Annotated in this window: 14 protein-coding genes and 1 tRNA gene; 3 read left to right on the top strand and 12 right to left on the bottom strand. The window is 67.8% G+C overall.

The window, feature by feature from the left end; all coding sequences use genetic code 11:
- Positions 1-12: 12 nt before the first annotated feature.
- The 3 genes from AC07O3_RS22690 to AC07O3_RS22700 all read right to left on the bottom strand — a co-directional run bounded on the left by AC07O3_RS22690 (position 13) and on the right by AC07O3_RS22700 (position 3,231).
- A complete protein-coding gene (locus AC07O3_RS22690) occupies positions 13-1,548 on the bottom strand; it encodes a tripartite tricarboxylate transporter permease (protein WP_093057509.1) in 1,536 nt (511 codons plus the stop codon).
- 24 nt (positions 1,549-1,572) lie between these two features.
- Positions 1,573-2,094 (bottom strand): tripartite tricarboxylate transporter TctB family protein, encoded by a 522-nt coding sequence (locus AC07O3_RS22695; RefSeq protein WP_093177419.1) that lies wholly within the window; start codon positions 2,092-2,094, stop codon positions 1,573-1,575.
- 117 nt (positions 2,095-2,211) lie between these two features.
- The gene (locus AC07O3_RS22700) at positions 2,212-3,231 is read right to left on the bottom strand and encodes a Bug family tripartite tricarboxylate transporter substrate binding protein (protein WP_093057507.1); all 1,020 of its coding nucleotides are present in this window, start codon (positions 3,229-3,231) and stop codon (positions 2,212-2,214) included.
- 230 nt (positions 3,232-3,461) lie between these two features.
- On the opposite strand from AC07O3_RS22700, the gene AC07O3_RS22705 reads away from it, so the two are divergent.
- Positions 3,462-3,536: transfer RNA gene (locus AC07O3_RS22705), tRNA-Arg, on the top strand.
- Positions 3,537-3,808: 272 nt separating this feature from the next.
- Positions 3,809-6,697: a hypothetical protein gene (locus AC07O3_RS22710; RefSeq protein WP_495340391.1), complete on the top strand. Its 2,889-nt coding sequence runs from the start codon at positions 3,809-3,811 to the stop codon at positions 6,695-6,697.
- Between the two features lie 180 nt (positions 6,698-6,877).
- Here AC07O3_RS22710 and AC07O3_RS22715 read toward each other — a convergent pair whose 3' ends face one another.
- The 6 genes from AC07O3_RS22715 to AC07O3_RS22740 are packed head-to-tail and all read right to left on the bottom strand — an operon-like array spanning position 6,878 to position 11,448.
- The gene (locus AC07O3_RS22715) at positions 6,878-7,624 is read right to left on the bottom strand and encodes a lysophospholipid acyltransferase family protein (RefSeq protein WP_093177416.1); all 747 of its coding nucleotides are present in this window, start codon (positions 7,622-7,624) and stop codon (positions 6,878-6,880) included.
- Between the two features lie 27 nt (positions 7,625-7,651).
- On the bottom strand, positions 7,652-8,935 hold the full coding sequence (locus AC07O3_RS22720) for a dihydroorotase (RefSeq protein WP_495340392.1): 1,284 nt from the start codon (positions 8,933-8,935) through the stop codon (positions 7,652-7,654).
- Positions 8,932-9,894: an aspartate carbamoyltransferase catalytic subunit gene (locus AC07O3_RS22725; protein ID WP_495340393.1), complete on the bottom strand. Its 963-nt coding sequence runs from the start codon at positions 9,892-9,894 to the stop codon at positions 8,932-8,934. The genes AC07O3_RS22720 and AC07O3_RS22725 overlap by 4 nt, the downstream gene beginning before the upstream one ends.
- Positions 9,894-10,391: a bifunctional pyr operon transcriptional regulator/uracil phosphoribosyltransferase PyrR gene (pyrR, locus tag AC07O3_RS22730; RefSeq protein WP_093056626.1), complete on the bottom strand. Its 498-nt coding sequence runs from the start codon at positions 10,389-10,391 to the stop codon at positions 9,894-9,896. The genes AC07O3_RS22725 and pyrR overlap by 1 nt, the downstream gene beginning before the upstream one ends.
- Positions 10,388-10,837: a Holliday junction resolvase RuvX gene (gene ruvX, locus AC07O3_RS22735; protein WP_489015981.1), complete on the bottom strand. Its 450-nt coding sequence runs from the start codon at positions 10,835-10,837 to the stop codon at positions 10,388-10,390. The genes pyrR and ruvX overlap by 4 nt, the downstream gene beginning before the upstream one ends.
- Positions 10,838-10,848: 11 nt before the next feature.
- Positions 10,849-11,448: a YqgE/AlgH family protein gene (locus AC07O3_RS22740; RefSeq protein ID WP_093056627.1), complete on the bottom strand. Its 600-nt coding sequence runs from the start codon at positions 11,446-11,448 to the stop codon at positions 10,849-10,851.
- Between AC07O3_RS22740 and AC07O3_RS22745 the strand changes: the two genes are divergently transcribed.
- On the top strand, positions 11,449-12,948 hold the full coding sequence (locus AC07O3_RS22745; RefSeq protein ID WP_495340394.1) for a cryptochrome/photolyase family protein: 1,500 nt from the start codon (positions 11,449-11,451) through the stop codon (positions 12,946-12,948).
- A 54-nt stretch (positions 12,949-13,002) separates the two neighbouring features.
- On the opposite strand, the gene AC07O3_RS22750 is transcribed toward AC07O3_RS22745, so the two are convergent.
- Genes AC07O3_RS22750 through AC07O3_RS22760 form a run of 3 tightly spaced genes read right to left on the bottom strand, consistent with a single transcriptional unit; the run spans position 13,003 to position 22,057 of the window.
- Entirely contained in the window at positions 13,003-19,131 is a 6,129-nt protein-coding gene (locus AC07O3_RS22750; RefSeq protein ID WP_495340395.1) for a hybrid sensor histidine kinase/response regulator, read from the bottom strand.
- Positions 19,132-19,165: 34 nt separating this feature from the next.
- A complete protein-coding gene (locus tag AC07O3_RS22755) occupies positions 19,166-21,481 on the bottom strand; it encodes a methyl-accepting chemotaxis protein (RefSeq protein ID WP_097197960.1) in 2,316 nt (771 codons plus the stop codon).
- A gap of 42 nt (positions 21,482-21,523) precedes the next feature.
- On the bottom strand, positions 21,524-22,057 hold the full coding sequence (locus AC07O3_RS22760) for a chemotaxis protein CheW (RefSeq protein ID WP_093056631.1): 534 nt from the start codon (positions 22,055-22,057) through the stop codon (positions 21,524-21,526).
- Positions 22,058-22,073 lie beyond the last annotated feature (16 nt).

The following is a 22,073-nucleotide window of genomic DNA, read 5'->3' on the forward strand; positions in this document are numbered from 1 at the left end:
CCTCGTTGTGTTTCAGTCCACCGGCCGTTCGACCGCGAACTCGTCGGGCTTCTTCGGCTTTCTGTTGAGCAGCGCCAGCGCCTTCGAGATCAGCGGCCAGAACAGCAGCACCAGCGCCAGCGTGGTGATGCCGCCGACCAACGGGTTCGAGAACATCACCATCACGTCGCCCTGCGACACCAGCATGGCCTGGCGGAAGGAGTCTTCGGCCTTGTCGCCGAGCACCAGCGCAAGCACCAGCGGCGCGAGCGGAAAGTCGAGCTTCTTGAAGAGATAGCCCATCACGCCGAAGCCGAGCATGAACCAGATGTCGAGCATCGCGTTGTGCACGGTGTAGGCGCCGATCGCGCAGATCACGATGATCACCGGCGCGATGATCGAGAACGGAATACGCAGGATCGACGCGAACAGCGGCACGGTGCTGAGCACCACGATCAGGCCGACGATGTTGCCGAGGTACATGCTGGCGATCAGGCCCCAGACGAAGTCTTTCTGCTCGACGAACAGCAGCGGCCCGGGCTGCAGGCCCCAGATCAGCAGGCCACCCAGCAACACGGCAGCGGTAGGCGAACCAGGGATGCCCAGCGCCAGCATGGGCAGCAGTGCGCTGGTCCCGGCGGCGTGCGCGGCGGTCTCGGGTGCGACCACGCCTTCCATCTCGCCGGTGCCGAACTTGGCGCCCTTCTTCGACATCTTCTTGGCAAGTCCGTAGCTCATGAATGAGGCCGGCGTTGCGCCGCCGGGCGTGATGCCCATCCAGATGCCTATGAGCGAACTGCGGATCGAGGTCACCCAGTATTTGGGCAACTGCTTCCACGTTTGCCACACGACCTTGGGATCGATCTTCGCACTCTTGCCCGAGAACTTCAGGCCCTCTTCCATCGACAGCAGAATTTCGCCGATGCCGAACAGTCCGATCACCGCAATCAGGAAGTCGAAGCCGCGCATCAGCTCGGGCTGGCCGAAGGTCAGGCGCAGCTGGCCGGTGACGGTGTCCATGCCCACGCTCGCAAGTGCGAAGCCCAGTGCCATCGACGCCAGGATCTTGAAGGGCGAGCCCTTGCCCATGCCGACGAAGCTGCAGAAGGTCAGCAAGTACACCGCGAAGAATTCGGGCGAACCGAACTTGAGCGCGAACTTGGCGACCAACGGCGCGAGGAAGGTGATCATCACCACCGCGAGAAAGGCACCCACGAACGACGATGTGAAGGCTGTCGTGAGCGCCGCACCGGCCTGGCCGTTCTGCGCCATCGGATAGCCGTCGAAGGTGGTGGCCACCGACCACGGCTCGCCCGGTATGTTGAACAGGATCGAGGTGATGGCCCCGCCGAACAGCGCCCCCCAGTAGATGCACGACAGCATGATGATGGCCGAGGTCGGCGACATCGTGAAAGTGAGCGGCAGCAGGATGGCCACGCCGTTGGCGCCGCCGAGGCCTGGCAGCACCCCGATCAACACGCCGAGGATGATGCCGACGAACATCAGGCCGATGTTCATCGGCGTGAGGATCACTGAAAAGCCCTGCATCAAGGCACTGATTTCTTCCATTTCGCTTGTGCTCCGTGAGTAGGTTCAGTAGCCGAGGAATCGAAGCGGATCGAGAGTGCCCTTGAACAACGGCACCTTGAACCAGACCTCGAACATGAAGAAGAACAGCGTGTTGACCGCCAGCGCGGCAAGCACGCTCTTGAGCCACGCGTACTTGCCCAGCACCACCATGAACAGCGCGATGTAGATCGCCGATGCCAGGTAGATGCCGAGGAAGGTGATCGCCAGCACGTAGACCGTGGCCGGCACCAGCACCGACAGCACGCGCTTGAGCTGCACCGAATCGACGAACACCGCGGTGTTGCGGCTCTTGCCGAGCAGTGCCTGGTAGAGGATGCCGGCGCCCGAGATCGTGATGATCACGCCGATGAAGAACGGGAAGTAGCCCGCGCCGGGGCCGTCGCTGGTCCAGCCCGCGCCCAGCTTGCGCGCCTCGAAGACCACCACCAGGCCGATCACCAGCAGCGCCAATGCCACCGCCGCTTCGACCAGGTGGGTGGAGATGCCCGAACGCGCCGGGCCCTCGGATGTTTCGTCGTGCTCCATGGAGCCCCCATCGTGGTTGTGTGTGAGAAAGAAGGAAGGGACGGATGCGGCGCGCACGCCGTCCGTCGGGCCGCCGGCACTCCGGCGGTGCCGCGCGCCGCCGTCGCGACCTGTCGGCTACTTGTTGCTTGCGAGGAAGCCCGCGTCAGCCATCAGCGTGCGATGCGTGGCCTCGGCCTCGGTGAGCCATTTCGCGAAGGCGTCGCCGGTCATGAAGGTCGGGTTGAAGGCACCCTTCTCCATGTACTCCTTCCACTCCGGCGTGGCGGCGACCTTGACCAGCAGGTCCTTGTAGAACGCGAGCTGGTCGGGCGTCACGCCGGGCGGCATGAAGATGCCGCGCAGCATCGTGTACTTGGTGGGCACGCCCGCTTCCTTGCAGGTGGGGATGTCGTTCCACGACTGCGTGTCCGTGACCTTGGCCTTGAACGGCATGCGCTCGTCGTCGAACACGCACAGCGCGCGCAGCTTGCCCGCGCGCCACTGCGCCACCGCCTCGATCGGGTTGTTCACCGTCGAATTCACATGGCCGCCCACCAGTTGCACCGCCACCTCGCCGCCGCCCTTGAACGGCACGTAGATGAACTTGGTGCCGGTGGCTTTCTCGAGCGCGACCGTGATGATCTGGTCTTCCTGCTTCGAGCCCGTGCCGGCCATCTTGAACTTGCTCGGCCCCGCCGTCTTCACCGCGGTGATGTACTCGCCGGCGTTCTTGTAGGGCTCGGTCGCGTTGGTCCACAGCACGAACTGGTCGAGGGCCAGCATGGCGACCGGTGTCATGTCCTTCCAGTTGAAAGGCACGCCCGTAGCCATCGGCGTGGTGAACAGGTTCGACAGCGAGATGACGATCTTGTGCGGGTCGCCCTTGGCCTCCTTCACCGCCAGAAAGCCCTCGGCGCCCGCGCCGCCCGACTTGTTGACGACGATCAGAGGCTCCTTCATCAGCTTGTACTTGATGACGATGCCCTGCAGCAGGCGCCCCATCTGGTCGGCGCCTCCGCCGGTGCCGGCGGGAATCACGAACTCCACCGGCTTGGTGGGTTCCCATGCGAGGGCGGGCGTGGCGGCTGCCAGCGCCAGAACGGCCGCGGCAACGACCTTCGTACGGCCCAGAACGAGCGAAGCGATCTTCTTCATCAGGTTGTCTCCTGTGTAGTGTTTCGCTCTTTTTTGTTCTTGGATCTGAGCAGAGATACGGACCGGCACGATGGTGCGCGCCACTGATTCACGCCTGCTTGATCGCGGTCAACTTTTCGCAGATTTCGTATTCGGGTTAGCCCGCGCTGGCGGGCCCTGCGCGTCCTGTCATCGCCAAGCCTATAAAATCGCGGCGCGCAGCGGGGTCTCCTCTCCTCTCGCCTCAATCCGTCTTCGTAGTTCAATGGATAGAACGGGGTCCTCCTAAGACTCAGATACAGGTTCGATTCCTGTCGAAGGCACCAGCAAGCCCCTGTTCAGATACCCGTTGCCGAAGCCTTCGGCGACTGCCGTTGCGCGAGCACTCGTTACGACCCCAGCGCGTAACAACGCTACGTAACAAGCGCCGAAGAGCGCTCAGTCAAGGGCTTTCGCCGATCTCCATCGCGGCACCGATCCGGCAAAAAACTCATATGAATCAATAGCTTGCACATTCGGTGCATGCGCGCTCGATGCATCGCGAGAATGCGGCACGCAAGTTGCCCCGTCAGTAAGTCCCACCACCGAGGAGACTGCCATGACGGATGCCAATGCATCGATTTCTTCGATCGCCGGAGGCGCCGACAACGGTGCTGCGCCGGTGGTCATCGCCCAGGCGACAGTGAAGCCGATTGCCCCCATGGGCACTACCGCCGCCGCAGTTCAGCCCGCGGCGCCGGCCGGCATCGGATCGCTGTCGAACGCCACGCCCGGCACGGTCCTCATGCGCGACGGCGTCTCGATTCCCGTCGACGGCAGCCAGGCGCTGATGGCCGGCGACCGCGTGATCGTTCCGCAGGACGGCCACGCCAACGTTCTCTTTCCCGGATCGGCCACCAACAAGGCGCCGCTGTCCGGCGTCTTCACGGGCGGCACCGACGCCACCATCAGCACGACCAAGCTGGCCAGCGGCCTCGAGCAGGTGAATGTGGACGTGGCCTCGGGCGACCTGGAAGTGACTTCGCCCGACAGCGACGCGGAAGCCGCAGCGCTTGCGGTGAGCAAGAAGACCGCTGCCGGCAGCGGCATCGGGCTGGGTGAATTCGCGCTCGGCGCACTGGGTGCTGTCGCGCTCGGCGCCGCGCTGAGCGGTGGCGGCGGCAGCGACGGCGGCGCGGTTCCTTTCTTCGTTCCGGGCGTTGGCGACAGCGATGCCGACGCAGATGCGGATGCAGATGCCGACTCGGATGCGGACGGTGATGCCGACGCAGACGCAGACGCAGACGCAGACGCAGACGCAGACGCCGACGCCGACGCCGACGCCGACGCCGATGCAGATGCAGATGCAGATGCGGACGCTGATGCCGACGCGGATGCAGACGCAGACGCAGACGCCGATGCGGACGCTGACGCCGACCACTTGCTCGATCCAGGCGACAGCCTCGCCGGCCATCTGCTCGGCTCCCTGGACAACGTCCTCGGCCTCGGAGGTGGCAGCGCCGCCGCGGCCAGAAGCGTCGCCGCCAGTTCATCCGGCACATTGGCATCGCTGATGCCCGCGGCCGACGGCCTCACGGATCTGCTGGACGACGTGCTCTCGCCGATCGCGGGCAACGAGTTCAGGCCCGACGATCCGAACGCGTTCGATCCGCTGGACAACACCGTCGACAACCTGGCCGTCAACATCGGCGGCGTGCTCACCCCCGTGGTGGACGGGCTGCTGGGCGACGGCTTGACTGACGCGCTCGTCGGGTCGCTGATCGGCCAGGTCGACTACCTGACCGATGCGTTGAGCAACATCCTCGAAAACGTGCTCGGCAGCGAAGGCCTGCTCGGCGGCGTGACCACCGGCCTTGGCATCGACGGCCTCGTGGACGAGCTGGTCGGCACCGACGGCGTGGTCGGGCAGGTGCTCGAAGGCCTGCTGGGCGACGGCAGCTTGCTGGGCAACGTGCTCGGCGAAGACGGTCTGATCGGGCAACTGCTTGGCGATGACGGGCTCCTTGGCGGCCTGCTCGGCGGTGACGGCGGGCTGCTCGGTGGCGTGCTGGGTGACGACGGCCTGTTGGGCGGTTTGCTCGGCGGCGACGGCGGCCTGCTTGGCGGCGTGCTGGGTGACGACGGTCTGCTGGGTGGCCTGCTCGGCGGCGACGGCGGCTTGCTCGGTGGCGTGCTGGGTGACGACGGCCTGCTGGGCGGTCTGCTTGGCGGTGACGGTGGCTTGCTTGGCGGCGTGCTCGGCGGTGTTGACGGCCTCCTCGGCGACGATGGCCTGTTGGGCGGCGTGCTCGGCGGCGACGGCTCGCTCGCCGGCTTGCTGGGCAGCGAAGGCCTCACTGGCGGCCTGCTTGGTGAAGGCGGGCTGGTCGACAGCCTGCTCGGACCCGACGGCGTGGTCGGCGACCTGCTGAGCGAGACACCCCTGGCCGGTTTGCTCGGGGGAGATGGCGGCCTGCTCAGCGGCGTGCTGGGCGATAACGGCCTGCTGGGCGGCCTTCTCGGTGACGATGGCCTGCTGGGTGGCGTTCTGGCCGACGACGGCCTTCTCGGAGCCGAAGGCCCGCTCGGCAGCCTGCTGGGCGGTGATGGCGGCTTGCTCGGTGGCGTGCTGGGCGACGGTGGTCTGTTGGGCGGTCTGCTTGGCAGCGATGGCGGCCTCCTCGGCGGGGTCCTGGGTGATGGCGGCCTGCTGGGCGGAGTGCTCGGCGGCGACGGCGGTCTCCTCGGCGGTGTCCTGGGCGAAGGCGGTCTGCTGGGCGGCGTACTCGGTGGTGACGGTGGTCTCCTCGGCGGTGTCCTTGGTGACGACGGCCTGCTGGGTGGCGTACTCAGCGGCGACGGTGGCCTCCTCGGTGGCGTCTTGGGCGAAGGCGGTCTGCTGGGCGGCGTACTCGGCGGTGTGACCGGCGGCGACGGCGGTCTCCTGGGCGGTGTCCTGGGTGACGATGGCCTGCTGGGTGGCGTGCTCGGCGGCGTGACCGGCGGCGACGGCGGTCTCCTGGGCGGTGTCCTGGGTGACGATGGCCTCCTTGGCGGCGTACTCGGCGGCGGCAGTGGCAGCGGTGGCGGCCTGCTCGGTGGTGTTCTCGGCGAGGACGGCATCGTGGGCAACCTCCTGGGCAGCGACGGCCTGGTCGGCGGTCTGCTGGGCGCGGACGGTCTCGTCGGCAGTCTGCTCGGCGCGCTGGGCGGCGACGGCGCCGTGGCCAACGTCCTGCAGCCGGCGGGCGACGCAGTCGCTCCGGCAGTCGAGACCGTGGGCAGCACGGTCTCCCACGCCGCGGCTCCGGCAACGGACATCCTGGCAGGGGCCACGGGTGTCGTGGCGCCGGTGGTCGACACGGTGGCCAGCGTGGTCGAAGGCGCGGGCCATGCCGTCGGCTCGGGCCTGACCGAAGTGGTGGCGCCGATCACCAGCCAGGTCGAGCAGACGGTGAACCACGTCGTGAGCCCGGTCACCAACATCCTGCACGGCCTGCTGGGCTGAATGTAGGCAAGCACCCACGCGCCCGGCCTGCCTTATCCCGCAGGCACGGGCCGCGCACGCGGTCAAAGTGGAGGCCTGAAGGTCTTCGGCAGGCAGCATTTGCCGAAGGGCTCCCGGTTCCTCCTCACGGCGCATTCCTGCGTCGTTAAGCGCTCCCTCGAGGAGCGCTTTTTTTTGACTTCAGTGTGTTTCGCGGCGCAACTGCTGCACGTCTTCATGCAGCGACTGCGCCCAGGCGCGGCGCTCGCGGCCGTGCGGGTCCTGCGGCTCGCCGAAGCGCACGATAGCCAGCAGCGGCGGCGCGCGCAGGGTGTTCCACAGCGACGCGGCGAGGCTGTCGTCGTCGATGTAGCGCGGGGCCTGGCTGGTCTCGCCGGTGGCGGCATCGGCAAAGCGCAGCGCGGCAGGCAGCACCGGCGCGCCGGAAGAAATGGCCGCCTGCAGCAGGTTGGCGTGGAACGGCAGCAGGCCGCGGCCGTCGCTGGTCGTGCCTTCGGGGAACACGCCGATCAGGTCGCCGTTGCGCAGTGCCTCGGTCATGTGGTGCACCACGCGTAGCGCGTCACGGCGGCGTTCGCGCTCGATGTAGAGCGTGCCGGAGCCGTTGGAAAGCGTGCCGATCAGCGGCCAGTTCTTGACGTCCGACTTCGACACGAAGCGCACATGGCGTGCCGCATGGAGGCAGGTGATGTCGAGCCACGAGAGGTGATTGCAAATGAGCAGCACCGGCCCCTCGGGCGGCGGCGTGCCCTGCACCTTCAGCGTGATGCCCATGATCTCGAGCATGCGCTTCGACCATGCCTGCACGCGCGCATTGCGCTCTGCCTGCTCGAGGCTGGGAAAGGTGAAGCGAATCGTCCACCAGCCGACCAGCGCATGCCCCACCGCGTGCAGCAGGCGCCAGCAGGCTTTCAACGAATGAACCATCGGGGCGTCGTTCTTTCTTTCTGTCTGTCAGCCGTGCACGATCCGGCCCGCCACAAGCGTGTGCCGTGCGCGGCCCTGCATCGGATAGCCGGCGAACGGCGTGTGCTTGCCCTGGCTCTTGAGCGCATCGGGCAGCACCTGCCATTCGAGCCCGGGGTCGGCAATGCACAGGTCGGCCACGCCGCCTTCCACCAGGCGACCAATGCCGGTGCCCGCGTCTTCGGCGGCCAGCAGGCGAGCGGGGGCGGAGGTGATGACCTCGATGGCGCGCGCGACGCCCGCGCCACTGCGCTCGCCCCATTGCAGCGCGAGCGGCAGCAGCAGCTCGAGCCCGGTCGCGCCAGCTTCGCTCTCGGCAAAGGGCAGCGTCTTGGCGTCGGCCTCGACCGGCGTGTGGTCGGACACCAGCGCATCGATGGTGCCGTCGGCCAGCGCGGCAGAAAGCGCCTCGCGGTCGCCTTGCTGGCGCAGCGGCGGGTTCAGGCGCGCACGGCTGTCGAAGTAGCCGATGTCGGTGTCGACCAGGTGCAGCGAGTTGATGCTGACGTCACAGGTGAGCGGCAGGCCCTGCGCCTTGGCTTCGCGCACCAGCGCCACGCCGCGGGCGCTGGAGATGCGGCACAGGTGCACGCGTGCGCCGGTGGCCTTCATCAGCTCGACGATGGTGAAGATGGCGATCGTCTCGGCCGACACCGGCACGCCCGCGAGGCCGAGCCGCGTGGCGAGCGGGCCGCTGGCCGCAACGCCCTTGCCGAGGTCGCGGTCCTGCGGACGCAGCCACACGGTGTAGCCGAAGGTGCTGGCGTACGACAGCGCGCGCTGCAGCACCTGCGTGTCGGCCAGCGGCACGTCGGCCTGGCTGAAGCCGATGCAGCCGGCCTCGGTGAGCTCGGCCATCTCGGTCAGCACGCCGCCGGCGAGGTTGCGCGTGAGCGCGCCGAGCGGAAACAGGCGCGCGCACTGCAGCTTCTCGGCGCGGAACTTGAGCATCTCGACCAGGCCGGGTTCGTCGAGCACGGGGTCGGTGTCGGGCGGGCACACGAGGCTGGTGACGCCGCCGGCAATGGCCGCGGCCATTTCGCTTTCGAGCATGCCTTCGTGTTCGTAGCCGGGCTCGCGCAGGCGCGCGGCAAGGTCGACGAGGCCGGGGGTGACGATGCAGCCCGCGGCATCGATGGTGCGCTCGGCCTTGAAACCGGCAGGGATGCTGCCGATGCCGGCGATCTTGCCGTCGGCGATGGCGATGTCGGCCTTCTTGTCTGTGCCCGAAGCGGGGTCGACGACGCGGCCGTTGGTGATCAGTGTGTTCATGCTTCGTTACCTGCCACGATGCTCATCACCGCCATGCGCACGGCGATGCCGAAAGTGACCTGCGGGAGGATCACGCTCTGCCTGCCGTCGACTACGGCGGAGTCGATCTCCACGCCGCGGTTGATCGGGCCCGGGTGCATCACGATGGCGTCCGGCTTGGCCAGCTGCAGCTTCTCGGGCGTGAGGCCGAAGGTCTTGAAGAACTCCTGCGACGACGGCAGCAGCGCGCCGCTCATGCGCTCGTTCTGCAGGCGCAGCATGATGACCACGTCGCAATCCTTGATGCCCTCTTCGAGCGTGTGGCACACGCGCACGCCCATGCCGGCCATGTCGCTCGGCACCAGCGTCTTGGGGCCCACCACGCGCACTTCGGCGCAGCCGAGCGTGGTGAGCGCATGGATGTCGGAGCGCGCCACACGCGAATGCAGCACGTCGCCGACGATGGCGACCGTGAGGTTCGAGAAGTCTTTCTTGTAGTGGCGGATCGTGTACATGTCGAGCAGCCCCTGCGTCGGGTGCGCGTGGCGGCCGTCGCCGGCGTTCACCACGTGCACGTGCGGCGCCACGTGCTGCGCGATCAGGTACGGCGCGCCCGACTCGCTGTGGCGCACCACGAACAGGTCGGCGGCCATCGCGCTCAGGTTGGCGATGGTGTCGAGCAGCGATTCGCCCTTGGTGGCCGAGGAGCGTGCGATGTCGAGGTTGATGACGTCGGCCGAGAGGCGCTTGGCCGCGATCTCGAAGGTGGTGCGGGTGCGGGTGCTGTTCTCGAAGAACAGGTTGAACACGCTCTTGCCGCGCAGCAGCGGCACCTTCTTCACCTCGCGGTCGCTCACGCTCGTGAAGTTGGCGGCGGTGTCGAGGATGTGCGTGACGATGTCCTTGGGCAGGCCTTCGATCGACAGCAGGTGGATCAGCTCGCCGTTCTTGTTGAGCTGCGGATTTCGCTTGTAGAGCATTACTTGCTTTCCTCCACCTTGAGGCTGAAGGCGCCGTCTGCGGCGCGGGCCAGGGCAAGCAGCTGGGTGTTCGGCAGCGTGAGCGTGGTGGCGGCGAAGTCGGCGGCCACGGGCAGTTCGCGTCCGCCCCGGTCCACCAGCACCGCCAGGCGCACGCTGGCGGGGCGACCGAAGTCGAACAGCTCGTTGAGCACCGCTCGGATGGTGCGGCCGGTGTAGAGCACGTCGTCGAGCAGCAGCACGTCGGTGCCGTTCACGTCGAAGGGCAGCACGGTCTGCGCGCTGGCCGAGAGGCCGCGGCGCGCGAAGTCGTCACGGTGCATGGCCGACGAGATGACGCCGGGGGCGCCGCTCAGGCCCAGGTCTTTCTGCAGGCGCTCGACCAGCCAGGCGCCGCCGGAGGTGATGCCGACCAGCCTGGTTTCAGGGCGCATCAGCGTCTTAACGCCGGCAAGCAGCTTGGTGTAGAGCGCTTCGGCATCGGGAATTGAACTCACGTGAGACTCCTCAAGAATTGCTCCAGGATGATGCAGGCCGAGGCAGCGTCGGCATCGCGCGCGCCGGAGGCCAGCGCCTCGGTGGTGCTGTAGCGCTCGTCGACCTCGAACACCTGGAGGTTGAAACGGCCGCGCAGCTGGCGCGCGAACTTCTGCGCGCGGCGGGTGTTCTCGTGCGGGGCGCCGTCGGGGTGGTAGGGCACGCCGATCACCAGGGCGTCGGGCTGCCATTCCTTGATGCGGGCCTCGACCTGCGCGAAGCGGGCGTCGCCCTCGGCCTTGATGGTGGGCTGGGGGGTGGCCGTCTGCAGCAGCCGGTTGCCGCTGGCCACGCCCGTGCGCTTCAGGCCGAAATCGAAGGCCAGGAAGGTCTGGAAATGGGCTGGGACGGGAGCGGCAGCAGCGGGAACGGGAGAAGAAGCGGTGGGAGCGGGAGCGTCTGGCATGGCGGCTGCGCTCATGCGTGTCCGGCGTCCGGCGACAATTTCCACGCTTCGAGGCCCAGCAGCAGCAGCGCCCTGTCGTAGCGCTGCTCGATCGGGGTGTCGAAGATCACGGCCGGGTCGGCGCCCACGGTAAGCCAGCTGTTTTCGGCCAGTTCGGACTCGAGCTGGCCTTCGCCCCAGGCCGCATAGCCCAGCGAAACCAGCACCTTGCGCGGGCCCGCGCCGGTGGCCAGGGCCTCCAGCACGTCCTTGGAGGTGGTCATTTCGAGCCCGCCGGGAATGGTCATGGTCGAGGCGTAGACCGATTCCTCGGGCTTCTCGGCCTGGGTGAAGACCGGCTCGTGCAGCACGAAGCCGCGTTCGGTCTGCACCGGGCCGCCCTGGAAGACGGGAGCTTCGCCCAGCTCGGGGCGGGCCAGATGGAGCTCGATCTTCTCGAACAGCACCCTCAGGTTGATGTCGCTGGGTTTGTTGATTACCAGGCCGAGCGCACCGCGCTCGCTGTGTTCGCAGAGGTACACGACGCTGCGGTTGAAAGTTTTGTCTTCCATCCCGGGCATCGCTATCAAAAAGTGATGCGTAAGGTTCATCGGGGCAGAATCGGCGGCCATATGCCTCCGATTTTACTGGCCGTTGACAAGACCTATCCCAAAGGGCTCATGTGGTTCCGCCGAGACCTCCGGGTGGACGACAACGCGGCCCTGTATCGCGCGCTGCGGGCCTGCCGCCAGGTGGTCTGCGTTTTCGTGTTCGACAAGGCCATCCTCGACGCCCTGCCCACGGTCGACCGCCGGGTCGAATTCATCCGCGAATCGCTGGTGGAGCTCGAGGCAGAGCTGCGCGCGCTGGGCGGCGGGCTGATCGTGCGGCATGCCGCGGCGGTGCAGGAAATTCCGGCGCTGGCACGCGAACTCGGCGTACAGGCGGTATTTGCCAACCGCGACGACGAGCCCGACGCGCTGGAGCGCGACGCCAAGGTGTTCGGCGCGCTGGCCAATGCCGGCGTGGCCTTCCACACCTACAAAGACTCTACCGTCTTCGACCGCGACGAGGTCATGACCAAGACCGACCAGCCCTACACGGTGTTCACGCCCTACAAGCGGGCCTGGCTGGCGAAAGTCGATGCGTTCTTCCTCAAGTCGTACCCGGTGCGCAGCCACGCCGACGCGCTGGCGCCCTCGCCACAGGCCTACGGGGAGCCGGTGCCGACGCTGCGGGAGATCGGCTTCGAGAAGAGCAACCTCTCGGCGCTGGAAATTCCCACGGGCACGCGCGGCGCGGGCCTGCTGTTCGAGGATTTCTTCGAGCGCATCGACCGCTACCACGAGGCGCGCGACTTTCCGGCGGTGCGGGGGCCCAGCTACATGGGCGTGCACCTGCGTTTCGGCACGGTGTCGATCCGGCAGATGGCCAGCCTGGCGCACCAGCTCTCGCTGCAGGGCAACGCCGGGGCGACGACCTGGCTGAGCGAGCTGATCTGGCGCGAGTTCTACTTCCAGATCCTGGTGCACTTTCCGCACGTGCACCGGGGCGGCGAGTCGAAGAGCTTCCGGCCCGAGTACGACAAGATCACCTGGCACCACGGCAAGCACGCCGACCAGCTGTTCGACGCCTGGTGCCAGGGCCGCACCGGCTACCCGCTGGTGGACGCGGCCATGCTGCAGATCAACCAGAGCGGCTACATGCACAACCGCCTGCGCATGGTGGTGGCGAGCTTCCTGTGCAAAGACCTGGGGCTGGACTGGCGGCGGGGCGAGGCCTACTTCGCGCTGCACCTGAATGACTTCGAGCTGGCCTCGAACAACGGCGGCTGGCAGTGGGCCAGTTCGAGCGGCTGCGACGCGCAGCCCTACTTCCGCATCTTCAACCCGGTGACGCAGAGCGAGCGCTTCGACCCCGAGGGCAAGTTCATCCGCCGCTACCTGCCGCAGCTGGCAGGGCTGTCGAATGCGGCGATCCATGCGCCGTGGACGGCGTCGCCGGTGGAGCTGGAGGCGGCGGGCATCAAGCTCGGCGAGACGTACCCGAAGCCGGTGGTGGACCACGCCGAAGCGCGCGAGAAGACGCTGCAGCGCTACGGAGTGGCGCGGGCGAAGGCGCTGCAGAAATAGAAAAAGAAAAGGGCCCGAAGGCCCTTTCCCTGATCGCTGCCTGAAAACCGCGCGTCAGGCGGCGGCCGCCAGCGTCGTCGACTCGCTGGTGTACGCACGCACCAGGCGCAGCAGTTCCTCTTCCGAGTACGGCTTGCCGAGATAGTGGTTCACGCCCAGCGTGCGCGCGTAGTCGCGGTGCTTCTCGGCGATGCGCGAGGTGATCATGATGATCGGCAGCTCGGCCAATGCGGCGTCGGCGCGGATGTTGCGGGCCAGGTCGAAGCCGTCCATGCGCGGCATTTCGATGTCCGACAGCACCACCGCCGGGCGCTCCTGCTGCAGCCGTTCGAGCGCCTGCAGGCCGTCGGCCGCGAGCGACACGCGATAGCCTTCGCGCTGCAGCAGACGCTGCGTGACGCGACGCACGGTGATGGAGTCGTCCACCACCAGCACCAGCGGAATCTGCGGTGCCACCGGGGCCAGCACCGGCAACGGCTCCTGCGGCGCGCCCTGCCCGGCCATGGCCGATGCGGCATGCGCCGGCGCCACCAGCGCAGCGGCCTGGCGCTCGCGCGCCTGTTCGCCGTGCACCGCGGCCAGCGCCACCGGGTTGTAGATCAGCGCCACCGCGCCCGAAGCCAGCACCGAGATGCCGGCCAGGCCGGGCAGCCGCGCGAGCTGCGGGCCGAGGTTCTTGACCACGACTTCCTGGTTACCCAGCACTTCGTCCACGTGCAGGGCCACGCGCTGCGCGGCGCTTCGCACGACCACGATCGTGTTGTTCTTGGCGCCCGCATGCTCGCTGCGGGTCGAGGCTTGCAGCAGCGCGCCGGCCCAGTAGAACGGCACCTGTTCGTGGCCGAAGGGATGGCTGTTGTGCAGGTAGGCGGCCTCGAGGTCGGTTCCGCCCACGCGCTGTACCAGTTCCACCAGGTTCGACGGCACGCCGATCGACACCTCGCCCGCGCGCAGCATCACCACGTGCGTCACAGCGGTGGTCAGCGGCAGCACCAGCTTGAAGGTGGTGCCCTGGCCCGGATTGCTATGCGTTTCGATGCGGCCGCCGAGCGCCGCGATCTGCGCGCGCACCACGTCCATGCCGATGCCGCGGCCGGCCAGTTCGGAGACCTGGCCCGCCGTCGAGAAGCCGGGCTTGAAGATCAGCTCGGTGGCTTCTTCGGCCGACAGTTCCTGGTCGTGGCCGAGCAGGCCGAGAGCGCGGGCGCGCTCGGCGATGCGCTTGTTGTCGAGGCCGGCGCCGTCGTCGCGGAAGCTCACCGAGACGTCGTTGCCTTCATGGTGCAGGTCGATGACGATCAGGCCGCTGGCATCCTTGCCGGCCTTTTCGCGCGCGGCCGAATCCTCGATGCCGTGGGCCACGCAGTTGCGCAGCAAGTGCTCGAAGGCGGGCGTCATGCGGTCCAGCACGCCGCGGTCCATTTCGATGGAGCCGCCGACGATATCCAGGCGCACCTGCTTGCCGGTGTCCTTCGAGGCTTGGCGCACCACGCGGTAGAGGCGGTCGGAGATGCCTTCGAACTCCACCATGCGCGTGCGCAGCAGGCCGCGCTGCAGTTCGCGCGTCTGGCGCGCCTGCACGCTGAGGTCGTCTTCCGTCGCCTGCACCGTCTTTTGCAGCGTGCGCTGCACGGTGGCCACGTCGTTCACCGACTCGGCCATCATGCGCGTGAGTTCCTGCACGCGGGTGAAGCGGTCGAACTCCAGCGGATCGAAGCCCTGTTGCGAGTCCTTGGCTTGCGCCAGGCGGGACTGCATCTGGCTTTCGGCCTGCACTTCGATGTCGCGCAGCTGCTGGCGCAGGCGGTCCAGGTTGCCCGTGAGGTCGGACAGCGAGCCGCGCAGCTGGCCCAGCTCGGCCTCCAGGCGCGAACGCGTGATGATGACCTCGCCGGTCTGCGCGACCAGGCGGTCGAGCAGCTGGGTGCGGATGCGTACGGCCTGGCCCGTTGCGGCACGCAGGGGCGTGAGCAGTGCGGGCGCAGGGCGCGGTTGCAGCGTCGTGGGTGCGGCCGGTGCGGCAGCGACGGATTCTTCGTCTTCCAGGCTCGCCACGGGGGCGGCGGTTTCGTCGTTCGCCGGCACGCCGGCTTCGGGCGCCACCTGCAGCAGTTGGGCGGCGGATGCGGTCGCGGTGGCCGCGGCCACGATCTGGGCCAGCTCGACCTGCGTGGCATCGTCGGCCGCACGCAGTGCGTCGAAGGTGGCCTGCAGGGCGTCGAGGCGCGTCAGCAGCTTTTCGATGTCGGCCCGTTCCGCGCCCTGGGAGCCCAGGACTTCGATCTCGGACTCCATGCGGTGCGCGCGCTCGCCAAGGCGCATGGCGCCGGCCAGTCGTGCGCTGCCCTTGAGCGTGTGCAGCGTGCGCAGCACCGAGGCGCGCGGTGCGCTGTCGTCGGGGTGATGCGCCCACTGGCGCAGCGCCTCGCCGAGCTGGGGCAGCAGTTCGGCCGCCTCTTCCTCGAAGATCGGGAACAGGTCGACGTCGACCGCGTCGGCCAGGTCGATGGCGTCTTCGGAATCGTCCAGCGCCACGTCGGCGACGGAATCGCTGACCACCACCTGCTGCAGCGGCCGAACTTCGGCGCGCATGGCAACTTCGGTCGGCATCGGCGAATTGGCGATGTCGCGCAGCGCCTGCAGCGTGCCTTCGGCCGGATCACGCAGGAAGCCGACGGCGAACTGGTGCAGCAGGCGGCGCAGCTCGTCGGCCGCGGCCACCAGCACCATGCCCTGCTCACGCGTGCCGCTGCCCTGCATCTGCAGATGCTGCAGCGCGGCTTCGAACAGGCGGGCCATGCCCGACAGGCTGTGGAAGCCGACCGTGGCCGAGCTGCCGGCCAGCGAATGGGCCAGCGCAACGGTCGAGTCGGGCAGGCGTTCGTGCGATTCGAGCGCCCATTCGCCGACGTCGGTGGCGAGCTGGCGCGACCATTCGTCGGCCTCGTTGAGGTAGACGTTGTAGAGCTGGATGCCGATGCGCAGCGGGCCGATGACCTTGACCTGGTCTTCGGCGCTTTCCTGCTGCGCAGCTGGCGCAGCGGCCACGACAGGTTCGGGCGCTTCTGCTTCTGTTTCTTTGTCGGCAACGAGGATCTGTGGTTCTTCGGGCACCGGGGGTGCTTCGAAGATGGGCACGAGCACTTCTTCGGCAACCGCCGGGGGGGGCAGTTCGGGCTCGGGCTCCGGCTCTGCTTCGGCCACTGGTTGCGGCTCGGGTGCGGCGATCGGTTCTTCAGGCTCTTCTTCGTGCAGCGGCAGCGCCGCGGCTTCGATGACTTCGGGCTCGGCTGCAACAACGGCAGCAGCCTGCACGGGCAGCGGCTCGGGCTCCCAGTCCAGGTCGGGCAGGCCGGCCGTGGTCGGCACGGTGGCTTCGATCGATTCGATGACTGGAGCGGGCCCTGCCGGCTCCGGCTCGGCGGCGGCAGGCGTCTTCGCAGGGGGCGCCAGGAAATCGAACTCCTCGCCGCTCGGCAAGGCTTCCAGCGCTGCAGGCTCGGTGGTCTGCTTCGCTTCGAAATCGATGAAGTCGGTCGATGCGAAATCGTCGTCGGGCTCGGGCGTGGCTACCTTCTCGGGCTCCTGCCATGCCACGGTTTCGAACGGCACCTCGGGCGCCGCAGCCGGTGTTGGTGCGGGAGTTTCCGAGGTAAGCGACAGGTCCGGCAGATCGGGCAGTTGCAGGGGCGGCAGCTGCGCCGCCACCGGCGCCGCAACTTCGAGCGGCGCTGGCGCGGAATGAGGCGCTTCGGCCGCGATGTGGCGCGCGGCGACCGCCAGGGCCTCCGCATCGGCCACGCGCACCGGCGGGGGCACGGGCTCGCCGGCCAGCAGCGCGTTGGCCACGCGGCTGAACGGTGCCGACTGCCAGCCGTGTGCGGAGCCCGAGGCAATGGCCTCGACCCACTGGCTGAAGTCCTTCATCGTGCGTTCGGTGGCCGACAGCAGTTCCGGCGTGGCGGCACGCTGGTCGGCCAGCCAGGTGTTGAGCACCTGTTCGAGCGACCAGGCGGCGTCGCCGAAGTCGGTGAGGCCGACCATGCGCGAGCTGCCCTTGAGCGTGTGGAAGGCACGACGCAGGATCGTGAGTTCTTCGGTGTCGTCCGGGTAGCTGGCGAGTTCGGCGATGGCGGCCAGGCCGTTCTGCACCACCTCGCGGGCTTCGTCGAGGAAGATGTTCTGCAGGTCGTCTTCTTCGAGCTCGGTGACTTCGGTGTCGGGCAGCGCGGACGGACCGGAAATCTTGTTCGTCCAGCTGTCGGCCTTGCTGCTGAACTCCTCGATCGGCGAAACCTTGGCCTTGCGGTTGGGCGTGGCGAGCGCGGCGAGCTTCGAGGCGATCTGTGCGTCGACTTCCTCGATGCTGAGCACGGCCTGGGCGACCGGAGCCGGGCTCGGGGCGGCGCCGTCGGCAGCAGTGCTGTCGGTGGCCTGGCGGCCCATCAGCGGCTTGAGTTCGCCGGCTTCGGCGTCGAACACGAACAGGCGCTTGGCCAATGCGGGCTGGTAGCCCAGCATGTCGATCAGGAAACCGAGCGCGCCGAGGTTGTTGCCCAGCGCGTCGAAGCCGGCCATTTCTTCGGCCGGCGAGGTGCTGACGAGCATCGCCTCGACGTCGTCGCGCATGCGCTGAACGGTGAGCGCGGCCTGGTCGAGGCCGAGCACGGAGAACACGCCGCGCATCTGCAGGAGCTGCGTCGGCACGGTGCGCAGCAGGCCCTTTTCGGCCGGGCGGCGGAAATACTGGTCGAGCGATTTCTCGAGTTCGCTCAGGTGGCTGCGCAGCTCGTCGACCACGGTGCCCATGGTCTGGCGGTCGCTCACGCGGCGGTAGAGGTCTTCCATCCACGGCTCGAGCGGCTCGGAATGGCCGCCCGCGCGCACGCGTTCGATGCGGCCCGCCAGCTGCAGGGTGCGCGAGGTGAGCTGCGGATCGCTCGGGTCGAGGTCTTCGAGCGCGGCTTCCAGGTAGAGCACCGAGGTGGCGACTTCCATCGCGAGTTCGGTGCCCGGGGCCTGGCCGGAACGCACGGAGGCTTCGACCGAATGGGTCAGCGCCTGCACCATCGGCAGGCTCGGCGGGTGCAGCTTCTGCAGCGATTCGCCGAGCTGCGCGAAGGTGTCGGCCACCTGGCGCGTGCGGGTGATGTCGCCGCCCGAGAGGCCCGACCACATTTCCTTGGCGGTCTCGATACGCTTGCGCGCTTGTTGCAGCACCAGCGGATCGAAGCGGCCGAACTGCTCGACGGTGTAGTCGATGCGCTGTTCGCCGGCGATGCCCCAGGCACTGCGCACGGTGCGCAGCGTGGCGGCGTCGTCGTTGGCGGTGGGCACGGCCTGCGCGCAGAAGAACAGCAGATCTTGCCCGAGGCGATCGGACACGAGGCTGTCGCCGCGCGCGAGCGTGGCGTACTGCAGCAGCACGCGCGAGGCGGCGCGCTTGACGTAGGAATCGGGCGTGATCAGCCCGGTGGCCAGGGCTTCGAAAAAGCCGGCGGCCAGGGTCCAGAAGCTGGCGACGCGGGGCAGCAATGCGCCGCGGCCGAGCCCCAGGCACAGCGCATGCAACCGCCGGGCGGCCTGCACGTCGCCGGTCTTGACCAGTTGCAGCACTTCGCGGTCGAGCTTCGAGCGCACGGCCGGGTCATAGGCGATGGCGGCCTGCGTCAGCGCGGGCTTGACCTCGACCCAGCGCCAGGCGGTGCTCCACAGGTCGGCCGGGTGAACGCGCTCGTTGCCGACGAGCTCCAGCACGTCGCGGTACTGGGGAAACAGCGCCACCGACGACACGGGCTTGCCGGCCAGCAGGGCGTTGAGGAAATCGGTGACGGCAAAGCCGGCACGCTCGATCTTGACCACCGCGGCGTCGGTGCAGCGCTGCGGTTCGGCGATGAAGCCCTGCACCGCGAACTCGATGGCGCCGAGCACCAGCGCGGGCGAGGAATGCCCCACCATCTGGAGCGCGCCAACGGCCTGGTGCAGTTGCTGGCGGGCCATCTGCAGCGGGCCGGCCTCAGGCTCGGCTGCAGCGTCCACGTCGCGCACGAAGCGCCGCAGCGACTTGCCTACACCGTCGAGGGATTTCTGGATTTCTCCCAGCACCCAGGCCAGCGGCCCGAGGTCTTCGGTGGCCGGCACATTGCCGGCGAGGGGGGCCGTGGCAGGGGTTTGAATCGACACGTTGGGTGCTCGCCGTTCTTATCTATCTTGTGGGTCAGGCAATCTTGAAACGAGCCACCGAACGACGCAGTTCTTCGGCCATCTGCGACAGTTCGCGCACCTGCTGAGCGGTGGTGCGCGTACCTTCTCCGGTCTGTTCCGTCACGGCAAAAATGTGCTGGATGTTCGCGGCCACCACGTTGGCCGAATCGGCTTCGCGGGAGGCGGATTGCGAAATCTGCTCAATCAGGTCAGCGAGTCGGCGCGACACGCGGTCGATCTCGGACAGCGCGGTACCCGCGTTGTCGGACAGCTTGGCCCCTTCGACCACACCCTGCGTGGAGCGCTCCATGGCGCCCACGGCATCCTGCGTGTCGGTCTGAATCGCCTTCACCAGCGCCGAGATCTGGCGCGTGGCGTCTGCGGAGCGTTCGGCCAGTCGCTGAACTTCTTCCGCCACCACCGAGAAGCCTCGTCCGGCTTCACCGGCCGATGCGGCCTGGATGGCGGCGTTCAGGGCCAGCACGTTCGTCTGTTCGGTAATGTCCGAGATCAGCTCGGTGATTTCGCCAATCTCCTGCGAGGATTCGCCCAGGCGCTTGATCCGCTTGGAGGTTTCCTGGATCTGGTCGCGGATGGAGTTCATACCGCCGATGGCGTTCTGCACGGCCTGCAGACCCGAGGATGCAGCCTGCAGCGACTGGCGCGCCACCGTGGCGGACTCTTGCGCCTGGGTAGACACGCCGTTGATTCGCTCGGCCATGGTCAGCACCGACTGGCCGGTTTCGCGAATTTCGCGCAGCTGTTCGGTCGAGGCGGCCAGCAGCTCGGTCGAGGTGCTTTCCACCTGCGACGTCGTCTGCGCCACGCGGGTGGCCGTGTTCTGCACGTTGCCCACCAGCAGTCGCAGTTCTTCCACCGTGTAGTTCACCGAGTCGGCGATGGCGCCGGTGATGTCCTCGGTCACGGTTGCTTCCTGCGTCAGGTCGCCTTCGGCCACTGTCTGCAGTTCGTTCATCAGCCGAAGAATGGCGGCCTGGTTGGCGTTGTTCACGCGGCCGGCTTCGTCGGAAGCCTGTTCGGCAGCCAGACGTTCGCGTTCGGCGACGGCGGCACGTTCACGGCCTTCGCGCACCTGCACGAAACCGATGGCGCCAGCGAGTGCCAGGGCGGCCAGCGACAGCACGAACAGCAGCACGATGGTGCCGGCGCCCAGGCCGGTGCGTGCGGAGAGCTTTTCCTGCAGGTCGCCGAGCGACTTACGCAGCGGCTCGCTGTCGGTCAGGATGGAAGCCTGCGCTTCACGCGCCGCCACCAGGCCCTGCAGGTTGCCCAGAATGGCCGAAGCCTGTGTGCGCATCTGCTCGTAGGTCTTCAGGATGGCTTCGAGCTGCTGGCGGGTCTGCGGGTCTTTCGAGCCGGGGAAGCGCTGCTGCGCGTTGCCGTCGAGCAGGCCGCGGGTGGTTTCCTGGAAGGTGTTCAGGTCCTTGCCCAGCAGGAACACGGCGTCGGGGTTCACGCCCTCGACCGTGAAGAACTCGTTGGTCGACTTGCCGATGCGCTGCGTCAGCATCACGAGCTGGCCGGCGGCCGAGATTTCAGGCAGCGTGGCGTTCTGCTGCATCTTCAGCGACGCGACGGTTTCCGTCATTTCGAGCAGCGTGGACGACTGCTGGTTGATGTCGCGCAGAGCGGCACCCACCTGCGTCAGGATCTGGCGCTGGGCCAGCACGGCCTTGGCGCTGGCGTCGGCGCGGGTGACGAGAGGATTGATCTTGTTCATCTCCTCGTCGTACTGGTTGCCCACGCGCTCCAGGCGCAACGAGTCGTCGCCGTTGGTCAGGCCCTGCACGCGGCGCGAGAGGTCGTCGGCGCTGTCCTTCACTTCGACGAACGCCGAGGCGCTGCCGACGAGGGCCTGCGAGATCGACTTGGCAAGACGCTGCGACTGCATCAGCGACTGGCCGGTGGCCGCCACCTGCTGCGCCAGGCGTTCCGCGCGAAGAATGGCGGAGCCGGCAACCAGCAGCAGCAACAGCACCACGACGGCCAGCAGGATGGCCAGGATCCGCTGCTGCCTCGCCGGGTTGGAGCCCGCGCGGCCGCCGGTGGTGTCGGGCACCGCTTCGGCAACCGTGGCGCCCGGCTCGTTGGCGGCGTCGCCGCCGCCGCCCGGCAGGTCGAGCTCGCCGAAGCTGGTGTCCGTGGTCACGGCACCTTTCCTGGCGAGGCGCACGGTTTTCTCGTCCGGAACCTGGACGGTATCGACATCGTCAAGCGATATCGTGGAACCGGAGCCATCGACGCGGGCCTTGTCGTTCCCGTTGTTCACGGGCAGTAATTTCTTGAACTTGTCGGCGATCGAGCTCACGGTCGGTCCTTCAGATGGTTTCCGGTACGGCGTGCGGGAGCACTACGCACCAATACTCAAAAACTGGGGTTGCTGCGAAAGCGCTTGCAGGTTGACTTCCTGCCAGCGCTCCCCCGCTGCATCGGTAAACAGATGCCCATGCCAGGCAGGTGCTTCTGCGCCAGGAGGCTCGGACGCCGTGAAGGCCTCCGCCCCCCGCAACCCCGCCAGTCGATCGACCAGCAATGCGCAGTTGACTTCGAGCAGCTCGTTGAAAGCAACGAGCCGCGACTGGATGCGCGCCGCCTCGGTGGCGGCCAGCGCGACCGGGACGCCGGAGGCGAATGCCGACAGCTGCACGACGCCATAGAGGCCGCCGCGCAGGTTGGCAACGCCGAGGAACCACGGCTCCGTGTAGGGCACGGGCTGTGGCGGCGTCCAGGGAAAGATCTCGCCGGCGTGTCCCAGCGGAAAGAGGTATTTGCCCTCGCCCGCCTCGACCGCCAGCCACGTGGCAGCCACGCCCGTCGTGCGAGCGGCCTGCAGGCGGCTCGCCAGCCGGGACTGGAAGGCTCTCAGAGCATCGCGATTCGCCATGGACTCGGCAGGCTTT

It is taken from the genome of Variovorax sp. GW821-FHT09D05 (assembly GCF_059416325.1).